General features: G+C 65.6%; 11 protein-coding genes. 7 read left to right on the forward strand and 4 right to left on the reverse strand.

Going from position 1 to position 15943, the window contains the following annotated elements; translation table 11 throughout:
- Positions 1-386: 386 nt before the first annotated feature.
- Entirely contained in the window at positions 387-767 is a 381-nt protein-coding gene (locus DYZ14_RS18390; RefSeq protein WP_154722038.1) for a hypothetical protein, read from the forward strand.
- Positions 768-795: 28 nt separating this feature from the next.
- On the opposite strand, the gene DYZ14_RS18395 is transcribed toward DYZ14_RS18390, so the two are convergent.
- Complete coding sequence (locus tag DYZ14_RS18395) at positions 796-1842, reverse strand: glycerophosphodiester phosphodiesterase family protein (protein WP_154722039.1); 1047 nt, start codon at positions 1840-1842, stop codon at positions 796-798.
- A gap of 347 nt (positions 1843-2189) precedes the next feature.
- Between DYZ14_RS18395 and DYZ14_RS18400 the strand changes: the two genes are divergently transcribed.
- On the forward strand, positions 2190-3284 hold the full coding sequence (locus DYZ14_RS18400) for an MBL fold metallo-hydrolase (RefSeq protein WP_195950018.1): 1095 nt from the start codon (positions 2190-2192) through the stop codon (positions 3282-3284).
- A gap of 118 nt (positions 3285-3402) precedes the next feature.
- A complete protein-coding gene (locus tag DYZ14_RS18405) occupies positions 3403-5118 on the forward strand; it encodes a GH32 C-terminal domain-containing protein (protein WP_154722087.1) in 1716 nt (571 codons plus the stop codon).
- Positions 5119-5127: 9 nt separating this feature from the next.
- On the opposite strand, the gene DYZ14_RS18410 is transcribed toward DYZ14_RS18405, so the two are convergent.
- Positions 5128-6540: a serine/threonine protein kinase gene (locus DYZ14_RS18410; protein WP_154722041.1), complete on the reverse strand. Its 1413-nt coding sequence runs from the start codon at positions 6538-6540 to the stop codon at positions 5128-5130.
- Between the two features lie 16 nt (positions 6541-6556).
- On the reverse strand, positions 6557-7297 hold the full coding sequence (locus DYZ14_RS18415; RefSeq protein WP_154722042.1) for a metallophosphoesterase family protein: 741 nt from the start codon (positions 7295-7297) through the stop codon (positions 6557-6559).
- Between the two features lie 246 nt (positions 7298-7543).
- Between DYZ14_RS18415 and DYZ14_RS18420 the strand changes: the two genes are divergently transcribed.
- Positions 7544-9034 carry a pyruvate kinase gene (locus tag DYZ14_RS18420; protein ID WP_154722043.1) on the forward strand — a complete coding sequence of 497 codons (1491 nt, stop codon included), beginning with the start codon at positions 7544-7546 and terminating at the stop codon, positions 9032-9034.
- Between the two features lie 213 nt (positions 9035-9247).
- Positions 9248-10162 (forward strand): YiiX/YebB-like N1pC/P60 family cysteine hydrolase, encoded by a 915-nt coding sequence (locus DYZ14_RS18425; RefSeq protein WP_154722044.1) that lies wholly within the window; start codon positions 9248-9250, stop codon positions 10160-10162.
- 119 nt (positions 10163-10281) lie between these two features.
- Here DYZ14_RS18425 and DYZ14_RS18430 read toward each other — a convergent pair whose 3' ends face one another.
- A complete protein-coding gene (locus DYZ14_RS18430) occupies positions 10282-13791 on the reverse strand; it encodes a hybrid sensor histidine kinase/response regulator (RefSeq protein WP_154722045.1) in 3510 nt (1169 codons plus the stop codon).
- Positions 13792-14004: 213 nt separating this feature from the next.
- Here DYZ14_RS18430 and mscL point away from each other — a divergent pair, with 213 nt between their 5' ends.
- Positions 14005-14430, forward strand: coding sequence for a large conductance mechanosensitive channel protein MscL (mscL, locus tag DYZ14_RS18435; RefSeq protein WP_154722046.1), 426 nt, complete (start codon positions 14005-14007; stop codon positions 14428-14430).
- A 160-nt stretch (positions 14431-14590) separates the two neighbouring features.
- Positions 14591-15760 (forward strand): pyridoxal phosphate-dependent aminotransferase, encoded by a 1170-nt coding sequence (locus DYZ14_RS18440; RefSeq protein ID WP_154722047.1) that lies wholly within the window; start codon positions 14591-14593, stop codon positions 15758-15760.
- Positions 15761-15943 lie beyond the last annotated feature (183 nt).

Below are 15943 nucleotides of genomic sequence, written 5' to 3' on the forward strand. Positions count from 1 at the left end.
GCATAATCCGTCCTGCCTCCGTCGTCGGATGTGTCGCGAGACGTTGCGGCGCAGGCGGGGGCCGGCGCTTCGGGGTCGGTTGTAACGTGCAGCCGGCGTCGGAGAGGCGGTGAAGCGGGGCGGGCGCAAGCCCGCGCCTCAAGCTCCCCCCGGGCGAAAACCCGGTTTGGGTCGTCCATGCAAGGCCTTGAGCGAAAGTTTTCGGCCGCAGCGGAGCGAGCACGCCGTCTGAAAGGGGCGAAATCCCCTCGAGAACGCCGAAGGCCACGCAAGGGCGGTGCCTTATTCTAACTTATTGTGCGGTGCTGCCCTTGCGTGGGCCTCCGGACTGAAACGCAAACCCCGGGCGGAAACCGCGCCGGGCCGATGATCTGTGGGAAAAAGTCATGGCGGGACGAAAGACCAGGAAGAAGCGGCGCAAGGCGCGCCACGTTCAGACGCTCGAAGGCCTGCCACCCGACGAGTGGCGGCGTTATCATGAGGGCGATCTTCGCCATCTGTCGCTGATGGAGGCATCGATCCAGATCCGCTCCGAGGCCTTGCGCTGGATCTGGCTTGCCAGGAGTGCCGACCAGCTCGGCTATTGGCGGACCTGTCCCTTCCCGATCTGCCGTCGCCATCGCCGGTGCCGCGCCGAATATTGGCCGAAGGGCGAGCCGGTCCAGGCTCTTGTTCAGCGCCCGCCCTGCTGCCACCGCGACGAGAGCAAATATGAGCGCCTGACGGCGTTGATACGGCAAAAGGCGGCCGAGAAAGGACAAGGATGACGGCGCGACCCCGCCGTCGCCCGGACCCTCAGCTGTCGCCGCCGCCATAGTGCCGGCGATAGCCCTGCCGGTCGAGCCAGTCGATCAGCGCCTCCGGTTCGTCGGTCTGGATGATGGTCGCGCCGCGCTCGATCCAGAAGCCGTAGACCGCCTCGGGCTGCCCTTGCGCAAAGGCCAGCCCGTCCCCGCGCCCGCCGGCCACCATGCCCTCCGGCCGGTCGGTGATCGGATAGGTGTTGATCCACATGTGGAAATTGCCGCGCACCGAAACGGCACGGGCGCGCGGCGAAAACAGCGGCCCCCCGGCCTCGGTCAGCGGCTCGGCGGCGCTGCGGCGCCAGTGGATCATCTCGGCGGCCTGCGGCGAGAATGCCTGCGCCACCCTGTCGACAAAGGCGGCGTCCCGCACCGCGTCGTCGGCGAGGATCGGCATGAAGGCGACGTCCGGGCCGATCGTGTCGATCACGGCGCGGGCGCGGTCCAGCCGCTCGTCGTTCCAGATCGCCGTCTTGATCAGGATGCCGTCGGCCATGTCGAGCCCTCGTGCCGTCTCGACGATCTCGGCGAGGTCCTCCGGCTCGAGCTTGTTGTCGATGTTGACGAGGATCCGGCCGCGGGCATGGATCAGCATGTCGGCAAGCGTCGGCACCGCCTCGTCGGTGACGATCCCTGTCCCCTCGACGATCAGCCGGCAGGCCTTGAGCGCCGCAAGGGTCAGATCCGCAACCTTGCCGCGGCAGGTCGTGGTCCGATTGAGCGTTTCGTCGTGCATGACGACCAGCACGCCGTCCCTCGAGCGGCGCACGTCGAGCTCGACCATTTCAACCCCGATCGCCGCCGCATGGTCGATCGCCGCCTTCGAATTCTCCGCCCGCACCACCTGGCCGCTTTCCTTCCACCCGGCCCGATGCGCCACCACCATGACATGATCGCGAAAGCGGTTGGCATTGGCCAGCCGCTCGCGGATCAAGCCGGCATGATCGCGCTGCGGAATGGACGCATCGGAAGGCAAAAGCGGAAACAGAGCGAGAAACGTGGCCAGAAACACGGCAGGGATCGGGGCGGTCAGGCGCATGGCGGCTCCAGGTCCGGGATTGATGTCCTGAGCGTCGCGATAGAGTGCGTCGGTCACAGGCCGATGAAGAAACGGTGACGGTTCGGTGACGAACGGCAGACGGAGGACGGGGACGGGGACGTGAGAAGGGAGACGAAAGGGGAGGAGGCCGATCGGTGATGCCGCTTGCAAAGCTTCGACCGATGCGGCTCAATGGCCACGGGGCATACCCTGGCAAAAAACCGGGTTTTTTTGGGGGTTGAATGGGCAAGGGGCCGGAGCGTGCAGACGCGGACGAGGGGGCGGACGCCCGGCCGGGCGCCGTCGCGTGGCGTCCGTGGCTTCGTTCGTTTCATTGGCGGATGCAGGTGCGGACCTGGCCCCGCCTGCAGTCACGGCTTGGTCGCGCGCCGCCGTCGGTTTCGGGCCGCGTCGCCCGGCGCCCTTGGTGCGTCCTGCGCCGCCTGATGACGGCCGCACTGTTCGGCCCGGCGCTCGCCGGCTGCCACGCGGTGACGACGGACGGCCCGCATCACCCCGCCCTTCTGCCGCCCGGCCTGCGCTCGGCCGGCCTGGCGCTGCACCATCTGAACATTGCCTCCGGCCTCTATGTCCGCCGGGCGGAGGCGGGCGACGGCCTGGTCATGTCGCGGCAAGAGGCGCTGGCCGGCCTCACCACCCGCGGCGACAGCCTCACCTGGCTCGGCCATTCCACCGTGCTGCTGCGGCTTGGCGGCGTCACCATCCTGACCGACCCGGTCTTCCCCGTCGGCTTCTCGCTCGAAAGCCCGCTGCCGCACCGCCATGCCTTGGCCCCGATTGGCCTGGATGACCTGCCGCCGATCGATGTCGTTCTCCTGTCGCATGGCGATTACGACCATCTGCACAGCCCGACGCTGAAGGCGCTGGCGACCCGCTTCCCCAAGGCCCGGATCGTCCTGCCGGACGGCCTCGAAAGCCATGGCGAAAAGGCTGGCTTCACGACCGTCGAGCATCCGCCGGTCGGCGAAACGGTCGTCGCCGGCGGCGCCCGGATCACCGCCTTTCCGGCGGTCCACGGCACGCGCCGCAACCTCTTGGCCAAGCTCGACGGCGAGGCCTATGTCTGGGATATCCGGACGGCCGCTCGTGCGGCGCTGTTCGTCGGCGACAGTGCCCATGGCCCGATCTTCGGCGAGATCGGCAGGAGGGGCGGTCCCTATGATCTGGCGCTGGTGCCGATCGGCGCCTTCGAGCCCTCGCCGCTGGTGGCCGATATGCATTCGACGCCGGAAGACGCCGCCCTTATTCTCGCCGAATTGCGCGCTACGCTCGGCATCGGCATTCACTGGGGCACCTTTGCGCTGTCGCCGGAACCGCTGCGGGATCCGGCCGACCGCTTCCTCGCCGCAAGCGACGGCAACCGCCGGGCGCGGGTCTTGAAGATCGGCGAGACTCTGAGGCTCGAACCTCGGGGGAACTGACCCAGTGGTCCCCCCGTTGTCGAAGGGAAAAATGAGGACGGAAGGACGACAGCCCATGGCGGCGGACAAGGGCGATGCCCCGGAACGGAGCGAAAACGCGGCGCCGGACAGCGGGCCGATGCCGCAGGGGCGGTCGGAAAGGCAAGGTGTCAGTGAAACCCTGCGCATCATTTCCGCCGACCTCCCGGTCAACACCACCCTGCATCTGTGGCTGAAGGCCGTTCATCCGGACCGGCCCGGATCGGTCTCGCTTCACAGCGCCAACGGCAAGTTCGGCGAGGTCCAGGCGGTCAATGCCGAGGAAAATTCCTTCCGCATCTACCACGTGTTCGGCGGCGGCCGCATCGAGCTTCGCTATGACAGTGCAGACACCTCGGTGTCGGTCGCCTACTGGTTCACCGCCGCCGACGTGCTGGAAACCGGGATAACCGTGTTGCACACCAATCCCGTCAATGCCCCGCCGGACCTTCCCGCCTCCTACCATTTCCGCCCGCCCTTCGGCTGGATGAACGACCCGAACGGTTTCGGCCGTTTTGGCGGCCGGCCGCACCTGTTCTACCAGCATTATTCGCATGGCCGGATGTGGAACAACATGCACTGGGGCCATGCCGTCTCGTCCGACTATCTGCGCTGGCGTCATCTGCCGGTGTTCCTGTTTCCCTCGGAGGAACTCTCGGCCCGTCCCGACAAGCGCGGCGGCGCCTTTTCCGGCTCGGCCATTCCGCTGCCGAACGGTCCGGGCATCCGGGTGTTCTTCACCGAGAAGGTCAGCGACCGCCAGCCGGAACAGGAGATCCAGATGTCGGCCGTCTCGGCCGATCTGTTCTCCGCCGGCGAGGCCACCGTCATCCTGCCGCATCGCCCGGAAGGTGAGGGCTTGACCCTCGATTTCCGCGATCCTTACGTCTTCAAGGGGCCGGACGGTCGCTGGAAGATGCTGCTCGGCAGTCAGAGCGACGAAGGCGGCGTGATCCTGCTCTACGAGACGGAGGATGTTCAGGCGGCCGGCGGCTGGACCTATCTCGGCAAGCTGCTGGTCGAGACCCGTCACCGGACGACGGCGATCGAATGTCCGTGCCTGCTGCCGCTCGACGGCGAGGCGACCGACCCCGCGACGCGCTGGGCCCTGATCTACGGCCTGATGAACGGCAAGGACGAGCGGACCGGGCGCCGCAACCTGACCATGGTCGATGTCGGCTGGTTCGACGGCCGGACCTTTTCCCGCGAGTTCAGCCGCGAGCTCGATTTCATCACCGACAACTATGCCTTCCAGGCCTTCATGGACGGCGCGACGCCGGTCGGGATCGGCTGGCTCGGCAATTGGGCCGATACCGGCCCGACTATCGACTTTCCCTCGGCCATGACCCTGCCGCGCACGCTGAGGCTGGAGGACGGGCAGCTGCTCACGCCACCGATCGGTGCGGCGGAGAGCCTGCGCAGCCACATCATCGACCGCACCCGCCTGGCGGCCGGCGAGACGGTTTTGTTCCCCAACGGCGCGGTCGAGTTCCTGCTCGAGCTTGCCGAAGCCGGGCTGCCGTTCGACCTCGCCTTCGATCATCCGGGCGTCACCTTGGGCCTGGTCCAGGACGAAACGGGATTGTGGCTGCGTCATGAGAACGGGGGCGGGGAGAGCCCTCGCTACATCGTCGAGGGCGCGCGGGTGCGCCGGCTGCGCATCTTCCTCGACTATGGGTCGATCGAGGTTTTCGCCGATGACGGCCGGATCGCCGGCACCAAGCGGATCGCCGGCTTCGAGCCGGTGCGCTCGGCACGCCTCCGGGCGCCGGCCGACGGCGTGCGTCACGCCACGGTCTGGGCCTTGCGTCTCTGAGGGCCGGTCCTACGCGGCGGCATCGGCCGGTGGCCGCACGCGCACCACCGTGACGGTGCAGGGGGCGGTGGCGGCCACTTCGCCGGATACACTGCCGAGCAGCGAACGCATGGCTGAATTGGCGCGCGCGCCCATCACGATGTGATCGACGATATTCTGGCGGGCAAAGTCGAGGATCGCCGCGGCCGGCGAGATCGCCTCGATCACATGGTAGGTGATCGTTCCCTCCGGCGCCTTCAACGGCTCGGCCCAGTGCTTGAGCTGCACGAGCCGCGCCACATGCTTGTTGTTGCCCTCCGCGTCGAGGTCGCTTTCAAGGCTGATGCGGGCGATCTTCAGGACATTCAGGCAGGCGATGCGGGCATTGGGCGTCTTCTCGATGATGCGGCTGACGGTCAGGCGCAAAGCGTCGGCCAGGTCTTCCGAGCCGTCCGAGAGATCGATCGCCACCATGACGATCGGCGCATTCGAGGACGTCTCCGCAGCCCCCTGCGGGCGCAGCAACTCGATCGGATCGGGATTGAACCGCCGCTTGATGACGGCGCCCCAGCCGTCGCGTTCGAGTTTTTCCGCGCGTGCCGTGAGCGTGACCTTGGAGAGATCCTGAAGGTCCATCATCAACTGGGCGGCCGTCGGGTAGCGGCGGGCCGGGTTGACCTCGAGGCAGCGCAGGATGACTTCCTGCAGCGCCTTGGGAAGGTCCGGCGCAAGCGCCCGCGGCGGTACCGGGTCGCGCCACAGCCGTTTCTTCAGACCCTTCATCCGCTGCGGGTCGCCGAACGGGCGTTTCGCCGTCGCGAAAAAATACAGAAGGACGCCCAGCGCGAAGATGTCGCTGCGAAAGTCGCTGCGCACGCCGAGAATCTGCTCCGGCGCCATATAGGGTGCCGTGCCATAAGGCAGACGAAATTCCTCGTCCATCAGGTCCGGCAGATGCAGATGCCGGGCAAGGCCGTAGTCGACCAGCACCGCCTCTCCGGTCTCACGAAACAGGATGTTCGACGGCTTGATGTCGAGATGAACGACGTTCTGCCGGTGCAGGTCCGCGAGCGCCATGGCGATCCGGCATCCGAGCGCAACCACTTCCTCGGCCGGCCTCGGCAGGTCGTCCAGCATCGGATAGAGCGACTTGCCGGACAGCCGCTCGAAGACGATGTAAGGCTGGGTGGCGAAGTCGCCATTGGCGACGAAGCGTGGCACATGCCGGCCGGAGAGCCGGGGCAGGATCATCTGCTCCATCTCGAAGCCGACGATCATGGCCGGGTCCGTGCCGGCCCCCATCTCCGGCACCTTCATCAGCATTGGAAAATCATAGTCCGGATGGGTGACGCTGAAGAGTTGCGCCATGCCGCCCCGATGCGCGAGTTCGCCGATCGTGAAGCCGTCGATCACGTCGCCTGGGTGTATTCTGGTTTTAGGCATTCCCCCGTCCCCTCGGTCATTTCCCCCGGAAGAGCCTCAACGCCAGTGCGTCGGGAAGCCCCACGGCCCTGATCCTAGCGGCTGCTCCCTCTATGTCATAGCCGACGCGGTGGAATTCGATCTCTCCACGGTCGGTATCGAGAATGCCGAAGGCCGCAGCCGGATTGCCATCGCGGGGTTGCCCCACCGCGCCCATGACGGCGAGCCAGCGACGCTGCGCAAGCAGTGGAATGCCCTGCGCCGATGTCGGCGTGAAGGCCGTGGTCTTGCCGTTCGGCCCGAGACCATAGAGCGCCGGACGGTGGACATGGCCGCAGAAGCTGATGCGGGCGCGGCAGGCCTGAAGATGCGCGGCGGCGGTTTCCGCATCGGTGACGTAATGATAGCGGGCCGGGGCCGACGCGTCGGCATGGACATAGAGGCGTTCGCCATCCTCGACCTCCAGAGGCAGCCGGGCGAGGAAGGCCTTCTGTTCGTCGTTCAACTGGGTGCGCGTCCAGTCGATCGCCGCCCGTGCCACCTCGTTCATCGACACCGACGGATCGGCCACGCCCTGGTCATGATTGCCACGAATGACGATCGCGCCCTCCGCCGCCAATGCCATCGTCTTGTCTAAGCACCACACCGGATCGCCGCCGTATCCGACAATGTCCCCGAGGATCACATGGCGTTCCGCTCCGCGCTCTGCGGCGGCGGTGAGGACGGCCTGGAAAGCCTGGCGATTGCCGTGGATATCCGACATTAAAGCGATCCGCATGACCCCTCCCTGGCGACGAATGCTCGGACTGCCAATGTAGGGAGGATTGCGGTGAGGCGCTATTGGCCGGAAGGAGGGGTGCGGGGCCCATCCTGACGTCCGCGGCCCGTGGCGATACCGTCACATATCGGTCAAGTGCGAGGACTAGAACTGGATGCAGTTCGCCTCCAGAATGGCCTGCCGGCTACCGCGCATCCAGCGCTCGTATCCTGCCGAGACATGGCGAGGCCATAGGGGATGTGGTGCATGAACAGCCAGGATTTTCATCAAGAGACGTTGCAGGCCTCGGCCCTGCTCGAGGATATGCTGGCCCTGCGCGCCACGGTCATCGACGCGTCGACGGCATTGATCGAGGGTTTCACCGGCAGCGGTGCAGCGCCGGTCGATCCGGCCCTTGTCAATCTGGCCCATTATCTCTGCCTGCGCCATCACGACATCCGCCCGCTCCAGCGGCGGCTGATGCGCCTCGGACTCTCCTCGCTCGGTCGCCTTGAAGGTCGTGTCGTGCCGACGCTGGACGCCGTCATCGCTGCGTTGGCCGCTCTCGCCGGCCGCCAGAGCCCTGTTGCCATGCCGCTGGAGGAGGAGTTCTTCCGCGGCGAGGCGCGGCTCGAAGAGGCGTCGGCGGCCCTGTTCGGCCGGCCGCCGGTCAACCGGCGCACGAGGATCATGGTGACGCTGCCGAGCGAGGCGGCGGCAGGCCCGGACTTCATCCTCGACCTGGCCCGGCGCGGCATGGACGTGGCGCGGATCAACTGCGCGCATGACGGCCCCGAGGCCTGGCGCGCAATGGCCGGATTTGCCCGCGCCGCCGGTGCCGCAACGGGCCGCGACATCACCGTGCTGATGGACATTGCCGGCCCGAAGATCCGCACGGCTGCCGTGCAGATGCCCGACAAGAAATCGCGGCTCCAGCCAGGGGACAGGATCCGCCTCGTGGCCTCGGGTCTGCCCAGAACCTGTGCCGAGGTGCTCTATTCGGCGGGTGTCTCGCTTCCCGAAATGGTGACGCGCCTCTCGATCGGAGACCGTGTCCGTTATGACGATGGCAAGCTGGAAGCGGTGGTGGAAAGCTTAGGTGACGGCGAGGCGGTGATCCGGGTCGAGAAGACCAAGGCGCGCGGGACCAAGCTGAAGCCGGAAAAGGGCATCAACCTGCCCGATACGGCACTCGGGCTGTCACCGCTTACCGCCAAGGACGAGACCGACCTCGTCACCGTGATCGAATGCGCCGACATGATCGGCTATTCCTTCGTCAGCCGCCCGGAAGACATTGATCTGCTCGACAGCATGCTGGCCCGTCACGGCATGGCCGACCGCACCCTCGGCCTGATCGCCAAGATCGAGCAGCCCGAGGCCGTGCGCAACCTGCCGGCCCTGATTGCCCGGGCACGGCGGCGCGGCCCCTTCGGCGTGATGATCGCGCGCGGCGACCTCGCGGCCGAAATCGGTTTCGAACGGCTGGCGGAAATGCAGGAGGAGATCCTGTGGATCAGCGAGGCGGCCTCCGTTCCCGCGGTCTGGGCGACGCAGGTGCTCGAGGACCTGGTGCGGGAAGGCATTCCGACCCGTGGCGAGATGACCGACGCGGCCATGGCGGCGCGAGCGGAATGCGTCATGCTCAACAAGGGGCCGGCCGTCGGCCAGGCTGTCGAATTGCTCGACCGCCTGCTCGCCCGCATGGACGAGCACATGTTCAAGAAGACGCCGACGCTCAGGGCGCTCAAATCCTGGTGATCCCTTTCGTCTCGAGCCTTCGTCGCTTGCCATAGCGTCTCTCGGCGATTGATTTGCCGCGCCCCCCGGATTAGTTATCTTCGTCGGATCGAATGAACGGTGCCGGCGCACGGAGTGGGGTCTGTGCGCGGAGGGGGGACGGGCCTGGTTTCTGCATGATGATGATGTTTTCGCGCCGCTTCACCATGCGCGCCGCTTGCCGCAGGCTGGACCATGGCGTTTGACAGAATTGCGCTCCGTCGCTGGGCGTCCCGTGCCCTCGTGGTCGGGCTGATGCTCTTCGTTTCGGCCTGCACGACGGTGCCGAAGCCCGCTCAGGCCCCGTTGCCCGCCGATGCCCCGCTGGGCGATTGCTGCCAGAAGCCCGAACGCTATCCCAAGGGCCTCGTCGCCCTGGCCGAGCCTTTCGCCCCGACGATCGGCCGGATGGTCGCGGCCGTCGTCTGGCGCAAGGGTGACCTGCTGCGCCATGACGCCGCGATCGACCGTCTGCTCGCCGATCTCCGGCCGTTGGATGTGGTCGCGGTCAGCAACAAGGGACGCCTCTCCGGCCATGCGATCCCCGGCCATTTCGGTCATGTGGCGATCTATGTCGGGACGGAAGCGCAACTGCGCCGCGCCGGCGCCTGGGACCATCCCGCGGTCCGCAAGCACCACGCGGCGATCCGCGACGGCGCCCTGTTCATCGAGGCCGACAACAAGGGTGTCCACCTTTCCACGGCGCCTGCCGCGCTGGATGCCGATGCCATTGCCCTCCTGCGGCCCGCCGGCCTTGGCGCTATGCGGCGGCGGCAGGCACTGACAGGCTTCTACCAGCGCGTCGGCATGCCCTTCGACTATTATTTCGACCTCGACGCGACCTCCTGCACCTTCTGCACGGAACTGGTGAACACCGTGCTGCCGGAGATGCGGCTGCCCACCCGTCTCGTTTACGGCCGGCGTCTCATCCTGCCGGACGAAGTGGTCGCCGCCACCACCCGGGGCCGGACCGGCTTTACCTTCCTGCGCTATGTCCGGGCCGGTCGCGACGGATGGGAGACGCTGGGTCGGGTCAAGGTGGAGGAGGAGCTTCTCGCCGAATGGTCGAAGCCCGAGCGCCCGCCACAGGTGGCTTCGCTGGAACGCTGATCGACCGAACTCGCGGGAGATAGCGAGGGTCGCGCGGGCGCATATCGAGCCCGTCCGGTTCATCCGCCTGGATCGTGCAACCGCTGAGGCTCAAGCCCATTCGGTTTCGGTGGAACGACCTATTCGGCGGCGGCCCGCTTGCCTCCGGAAACCTGGGTGATGAAGGCGCGAAGGGCTGCGGGACGGACCGGCTTGTGCTGCAGGGTGATGTTCTGCCGTTCGGCTTCCGCCCTGACCTCGGCCGTCCGGTCGGCGGTGATCAGAAGAGCGGGAATGTCGCTCTCGTAGAGCGCCCGAAGGCGCAGGATCGCGCCGATGCCGCTGCCGTCGCCGAGATGGTAGTCGGCGATGATGACGTCCGGCGGGCTCTGGTTCGCCGCAACGATCGCGTCGAGCGCCTCGATCGAGCCGGCCAAGGTAACGGCGCAGCCCCAGCCGGACAAGAGGAGGTCCATGCCTTCGAGAATCTTCGGTTCGTTGTCGATGCAAAGAACCCGCAAACCTTCGAGCGGAATGGCAGCCTTTCCGCCCACGGGCAGGTCGGTCACCGCGGCCGCCACCGGAACCGACTTGTCCAGTGGCATCACGACGCGAAAGGTCGTGCCCTTGCCCTGCTTGGACGAAAGCTGCACCGGATGGTTCAGAACGCGGGCGATGCGATCGACGATCGACAGGCCGAGCCCGAGGCCCGATGCCGTGCGCATGCCCTCCTCGAGCCGGGCGAACTCCTTGAACACGGTGCGGAACTTCGACGACGGAATACCGATGCCGCTGTCCATCACCTGGATGACGACCTCGTTGCCGTGCCGCCGGGCACCGACCAGAACCCGTCCCGAAGGCGTGTACTTGATGGCATTGGAGACGAGGTTCTGGACCAGTCTGCGCAAGAGATTGGGGTCGGAGCGGACGGTGAGCGAGGTCGGCATGACGACAAGCTTGAGATCCTTTTCCCGCGCGATGGGCGCGAAGTCGGTTTCGATGCGCTCCAGCAGCCCCTGCAATGGCACGGGCGCCAGCCGCGGTTTCATCGCGCCGGTGTCGAGCCTTGATATGTCGAGCACGGCGCCGAGAATGATCTCGACCGATTCCAGGGCGGAATCGATGTTGCGGACCATGCTGCTATTGTCCGAATCGCCTAGCCGCTCGACCAGTGACGAGGAATAGAGCCGGGCGGCATTGAGCGGTTGCAGGATGTCGTGGCCGGCCGCGGCGAAAAACCGGGTCTTGCCTATATTCGCCTCGTCGGCGGCCGCGCGCGCCTCGGCCAGCGCATGATTGACCCGGGTCAGCTCGGCGGTTCGCTCGCCGACCCGCTGTTCCAACGTCTCGTTGGCCTGTTTCAGCGCCTTGTCGGCCGCCACCTGGCTGGTGATGTCGGTGAAGGTCGCGACGAAGCCCTTGTCCGGCATCGGATTGCAGCGCGCCTCGATGATGCGCTCGCCGGCGGCCGTGACCAGCCGGAACGGCTTGTCGAACTGGTGGAAGCGCTTGACCAGCTGGGCCTGATCGCCGGCGGCGACGTCGCCGCGTTGCGCGAGGATCGCCACCATCTCGCTCAAGGGGAAGCCGACCTGGCCGACATGTTCCGGCAGGTCGAGCAGGCTGCGGAATCTTCGGTTCCAGATCGTCAGGCGGTTGCTCGCGTCGAAGACCGCGATGCCCTGGTCCATCTGCGAAAGCGCCGTCTGCAGCATGTCCTGGTTATACTGCAGGGCTTCGCTGGCCTGGTCGAGCAGCCAGGCCGTGTCGGCCGAGGTGTCCTCGGCCTTCTGCAGGATCAGCGACAGCACGAGCCTTGCCGAGGACGAGCCGATCGCGCTGCCGAGCAATTGCTCGGAGAAATGGATGAAGGCCATGTCGGCCGGGCTGTCGTCGTCGAGCCGCCGGCCGGCTGCCTGTTCATACGAGCGGAAGGAGCGCGTCATGCGCTCGTCGCCGAGATAGCGGGCGATGGCGGCCTTCAGGTCGCCGACGGTGACCCGCGTCTTCCAGCCGCGCGTGGCAAACTGCGAGCGCGGATGGCGCTTGACGAAAATGCCCGACTGGATCCGCTCGACGGGACGCGGATTGCGGCTGAGCGAACCAATGATGAAGGCCGCCGTGTTGATCAGCAGGCTGAGCAGCGTCGAATTGACCAGCGGGTCGGCATTTTCCGGACTGAACATGCCGACGCCGGGAAAGAGGAAGCCGAGAATGGACGTGGCGATCTGCGAATTGTCCTCCGCTCCGAGGCTCGGCAGGAAGGACAGATAGGCCCAGACGAAGATGCCGGAAGACAGGCCGGCGATGGCGCCGCGGGCATTGGCTCGTCGCCACATCAGTCCGCCGAACAGGGAAGGGGCGATCTGCGCGATCGCGGCAAAGGCCAGCAGCCCGATCGAGGCAAGCCCGGTCGTGTTGTCGGCCGAGCGGTAATAGACATAGCCGAGCAGCATGACGGCGAAGATCGCCGAGCGGCGGATGTGCAGCAGCGTCTTGGCGAAGTCGTCGCGATGGCTCGGGCGGGTGAGAAGCTTCTGCCTCAGGAAGATCGGCAGGATCATGTCGTTCGAAACCATGATCGCAAGCGCCACGGAGGCGACGATGACCATGGCGGTCGCAGCGGAAAAACCGCCGAGGAAGGTGATCAGCGAAACGGCCGCCATCTCGTTGTGCAGCGGCAGGGACAAAACATAGAGGTCGGCATCGCCGCCGCCGGAAAACGTCATGATCCCGCCGATCGCCGCGGGCAGGACGAAGATGTTGATGGCGACGAGATAGAGCGGCATCAGGATGCCGGCGAGCTTCAGCTCGCGGCTGGTGCGGTTTTCCACCACGGTGACGTGGAACTGGCGCGGCAGCATGATGATGGCAAAGGCCGACAGTGCGATCAGTAGCAGCCACCGGCTGAGCGGCGTCTGATACGACAGCGCCGTCATCACGGCCTCGTTCTCGGTCGCCTTTTGCCACAGGTCGGTCGGTCCGTCGAACAGGAAGAACACGACGTAGATACCGAGCGTCCAGAAGGCCACGAGCTTGACCACCGATTCCATCGCGATGGCGAGGATCAGACCGTCCTGGTGTTCGGTGGCGTCGGTGTGGCGCGTGCCGAAGACCACGGCAAAGCAGGCGAGCACGAAGGCGACCACCAGCGGCAGGTCGATGAAATAGAGGTTGCCCGTGCCGATGCCGTACGCCGTCGGATCGACCATGGCGGCGACGGAGCTCGATACCGCTTTCAGCTGCAGGGCGATATAGGGAATGGTCCCGACCAGGCAGATGATCGTGACCAGCATGCCGACGATCGGGTTCTTGCCATAGCGCGCGGCGATGAAGTCGGCGCCCGAGGTCAGCTTCTCCGCCTTGGCGAGATCGATGATCCGCCGGACGATCGGCATGCCGATGGTGAACATCAGGATCGGGCCGATATAGATGGCAGTGAATTCGAGGCCGTGTTCGGCAGCGAGGCCCACCCCGCCGAAATAGGTCCAGGAGGTGCAATAGACGGCGAGACTGAGCGCATAGACGATCGGTCGGCCGTTCTCGGGCACGCCATGGGCGCGGCTCTTGCGGTCACCGTAACTGGCCACCGCGAAGAGCAGCAGCAGATAGGCGAAGGCCGAGGCAAAGATGACCCATCCCGGAAGCACGCTTCCTCCTCATCGTCGGCGTTCCATCGAGCGAGACCTTAGGGGAAGTCACCGCCGTTTGAAATCGCTTCAATCTCGATCTTAAGTCGAACGCTGACCGCGCCGGCTAGAATTTCACTGTTTCCGAATGATCGTACTTTCGATATTCCTTGTCGAGGCAGGACGCCACGCCAGGGACGAGCGTGGCTTGTCGAACGATCAAAGGAGATGGGTATGCTGAACGAGTTCAAGACCTTTATCGCGCGCGGCAATGTCATGGACCTTGCCGTCGGTGTGATCATCGGCGGTGCTTTCGGCCTGATCGTCAATTCGCTTGTCCAGGACATCGTCATGCCGCTGGTCGGCGTGGTCTTCGGCGGCTTCGATTTCTCCAACTATTTCCTGCCGCTGAGCGCGAACGTGACGGCAAACTCGCTCGAGGCCGCCCGCGAGCAGGGCGCCGTCTTCGCCTATGGCAATTTCATCACCGTCATCATCAACTTCCTGATCCTCGCCTGGATCATCTTCCTGATGGTCAAGGGCGTGAACACGCTGCGCGCCTCGCTCGAGAAGCAGGAAAAGAAGGATGCGGAAGCCGCCCCGCCGCCGGCCGACATCCAGCTTCTGACCGAGATCCGCGACCTGCTGAAGAAACGCTGACGCGGTATCGGTCGCGGGCAGGGCCGGGCGCAATCCCGGGCCACCCGTTCCGCATCCATCACCGAAATCGATTCTGCCCTCACGGATTGTCATGGGATTTTCCCGGCGCAATCCGTTAGACCTCTGGTTCGCGAACAGACGTCGAACCGGAGAGCTTGCCATGTCGCTTGTGAAGGATCTCAGCCCGCGCGCCCTTGCCGCGCCGGAAAGCGGGATCGTCGAGATCATCAATTATGCCCGTGGACGCGAGGGTCTCCTGCCGCTCTGGGCCGGGGAAGGCGACCTGCCGAGCCCGGATTTCATCAATCGCGCGGCAAGCGACGCGCTTCTCGGCGGTGAGACCTTCTACACCTGGCAGCGCGGCATTCCCGAACTGCGCGAAGCGCTTTCGCGCTACTATGCCCGCCATTTCGGCGTCGAGCTTTCGCCCGAGCACTTCTATGTCACGGCCTCCGGCATGCAGGCGATCGCGCTTGGCGTCCAGGCGATCACCGAACCGGGCGACGAGATGATCTACCTGTCGCCGGCCTGGCCGAACATCATCTCGGCGATCGACATCGCCGGCGGCCGCTCCGTCGGCGTGCCGCTGACCTTTGCCAATGGCCGCTGGTCGCTCGACATGGATAGGCTCGAACAGGCGATCACGCGGAAGACGCGCGGCCTGTTCATCAACACGCCGTCCAATCCCACCGGCTGGACAGCGACGCATGCTGACCTCAAGGCCATTCTCGAACTGGCGCGCCGCCACGGCCTGTGGATCCTCGCCGACGAGATTTATGCGCTCTATTACTACGGCGGCGGACACCGCGCGCCGTCCTTCCTGGACGTCATGGTCGAAGGCGACCGGGTGATCTTCGCCAACTCCTTCTCCAAGAACTGGTCGATGACCGGCTGGCGCGTCGGCTGGATCGTCGCGCCGCCGGAAACGGGGCAGGTTTTCGAGAACCTGATCCAGTATTCCACCTCCGGCGTCGCCCAGTTCATGCAGCGTGGCGCGGTTGCCGCGCTCGATCAGGGTGACGGTTTCGTTCGCGAGAACTTCGAACGCGCGAAGAAATCGCGCGATCTGCTGTGCGATGCGCTGATCGCCACCAACCGGGTCGAAACCCTGAAGCCCGAAGGGGCACTCTATGCCTTCCTGAAGATCGACGGCATCACCGACAGCCGGCAGGCCGCACTCGACATCGTCGATCAAACCGGCGTGGCGCTGGCGCCGGGATCGGCCTTCGGCATGGGCGGCGAGGGTTTCCTGCGGGCCTGCTTCCTGCGCGACCCGAAACAGATCGAGGAAGCGGCCGACCGGCTGTGCCGCTATATCCTGGCGCTTTGATCCCGCGACGGCGCGGGGTTCCCATGCTCCGCGCCGCGATCGATAAAATTCTAGCGAAATTTGCAATATTACGTTTTCTATACTTGAAACTAAACTGTATCAATACTGAGCAAAGCCGAGAATTGTAAGCAAAGTTAAAGGCTGCATTGCCTAGGTTCATCCCGTCAAAGAATTGCGGGATGG

Origin of the sequence: Ciceribacter sp. T2.26MG-112.2 (genome assembly GCF_900492205.1) — a bacterium.
Classification (GTDB): domain Bacteria; phylum Pseudomonadota; class Alphaproteobacteria; order Rhizobiales; family Rhizobiaceae; genus Allorhizobium; species Allorhizobium naphthalenivorans_A.

Coding starts and splice junctions, on each gene's coding strand:
- DYZ14_RS18390 (WP_154722038.1), top strand. CDS start 387: ATGGCGGGACGAAAGACCAGGAAGAAGCGGCGCAAGGCGCGCCACGTT.
- DYZ14_RS18395 (WP_154722039.1), bottom strand. CDS start 1,842: ATGCGCCTGACCGCCCCGATCCCTGCCGTGTTTCTGGCCACGTTTCTC.
- DYZ14_RS18405 (WP_154722087.1), top strand. CDS start 3,403: ATGCCGCAGGGGCGGTCGGAAAGGCAAGGTGTCAGTGAAACCCTGCGC.
- DYZ14_RS18410 (WP_154722041.1), bottom strand. CDS start 6,540: ATGCCTAAAACCAGAATACACCCAGGCGACGTGATCGACGGCTTCACG.
- DYZ14_RS18415 (WP_154722042.1), bottom strand. CDS start 7,297: ATGCGGATCGCTTTAATGTCGGATATCCACGGCAATCGCCAGGCTTTC.
- DYZ14_RS18420 (WP_154722043.1), top strand. CDS start 7,544: ATGAACAGCCAGGATTTTCATCAAGAGACGTTGCAGGCCTCGGCCCTG.
- DYZ14_RS18425 (WP_154722044.1), top strand. CDS start 9,248: ATGGCGTTTGACAGAATTGCGCTCCGTCGCTGGGCGTCCCGTGCCCTC.
- mscL (WP_154722046.1), top strand. CDS start 14,005: ATGCTGAACGAGTTCAAGACCTTTATCGCGCGCGGCAATGTCATGGAC.
- DYZ14_RS18440 (WP_154722047.1), top strand. CDS start 14,591: ATGTCGCTTGTGAAGGATCTCAGCCCGCGCGCCCTTGCCGCGCCGGAA.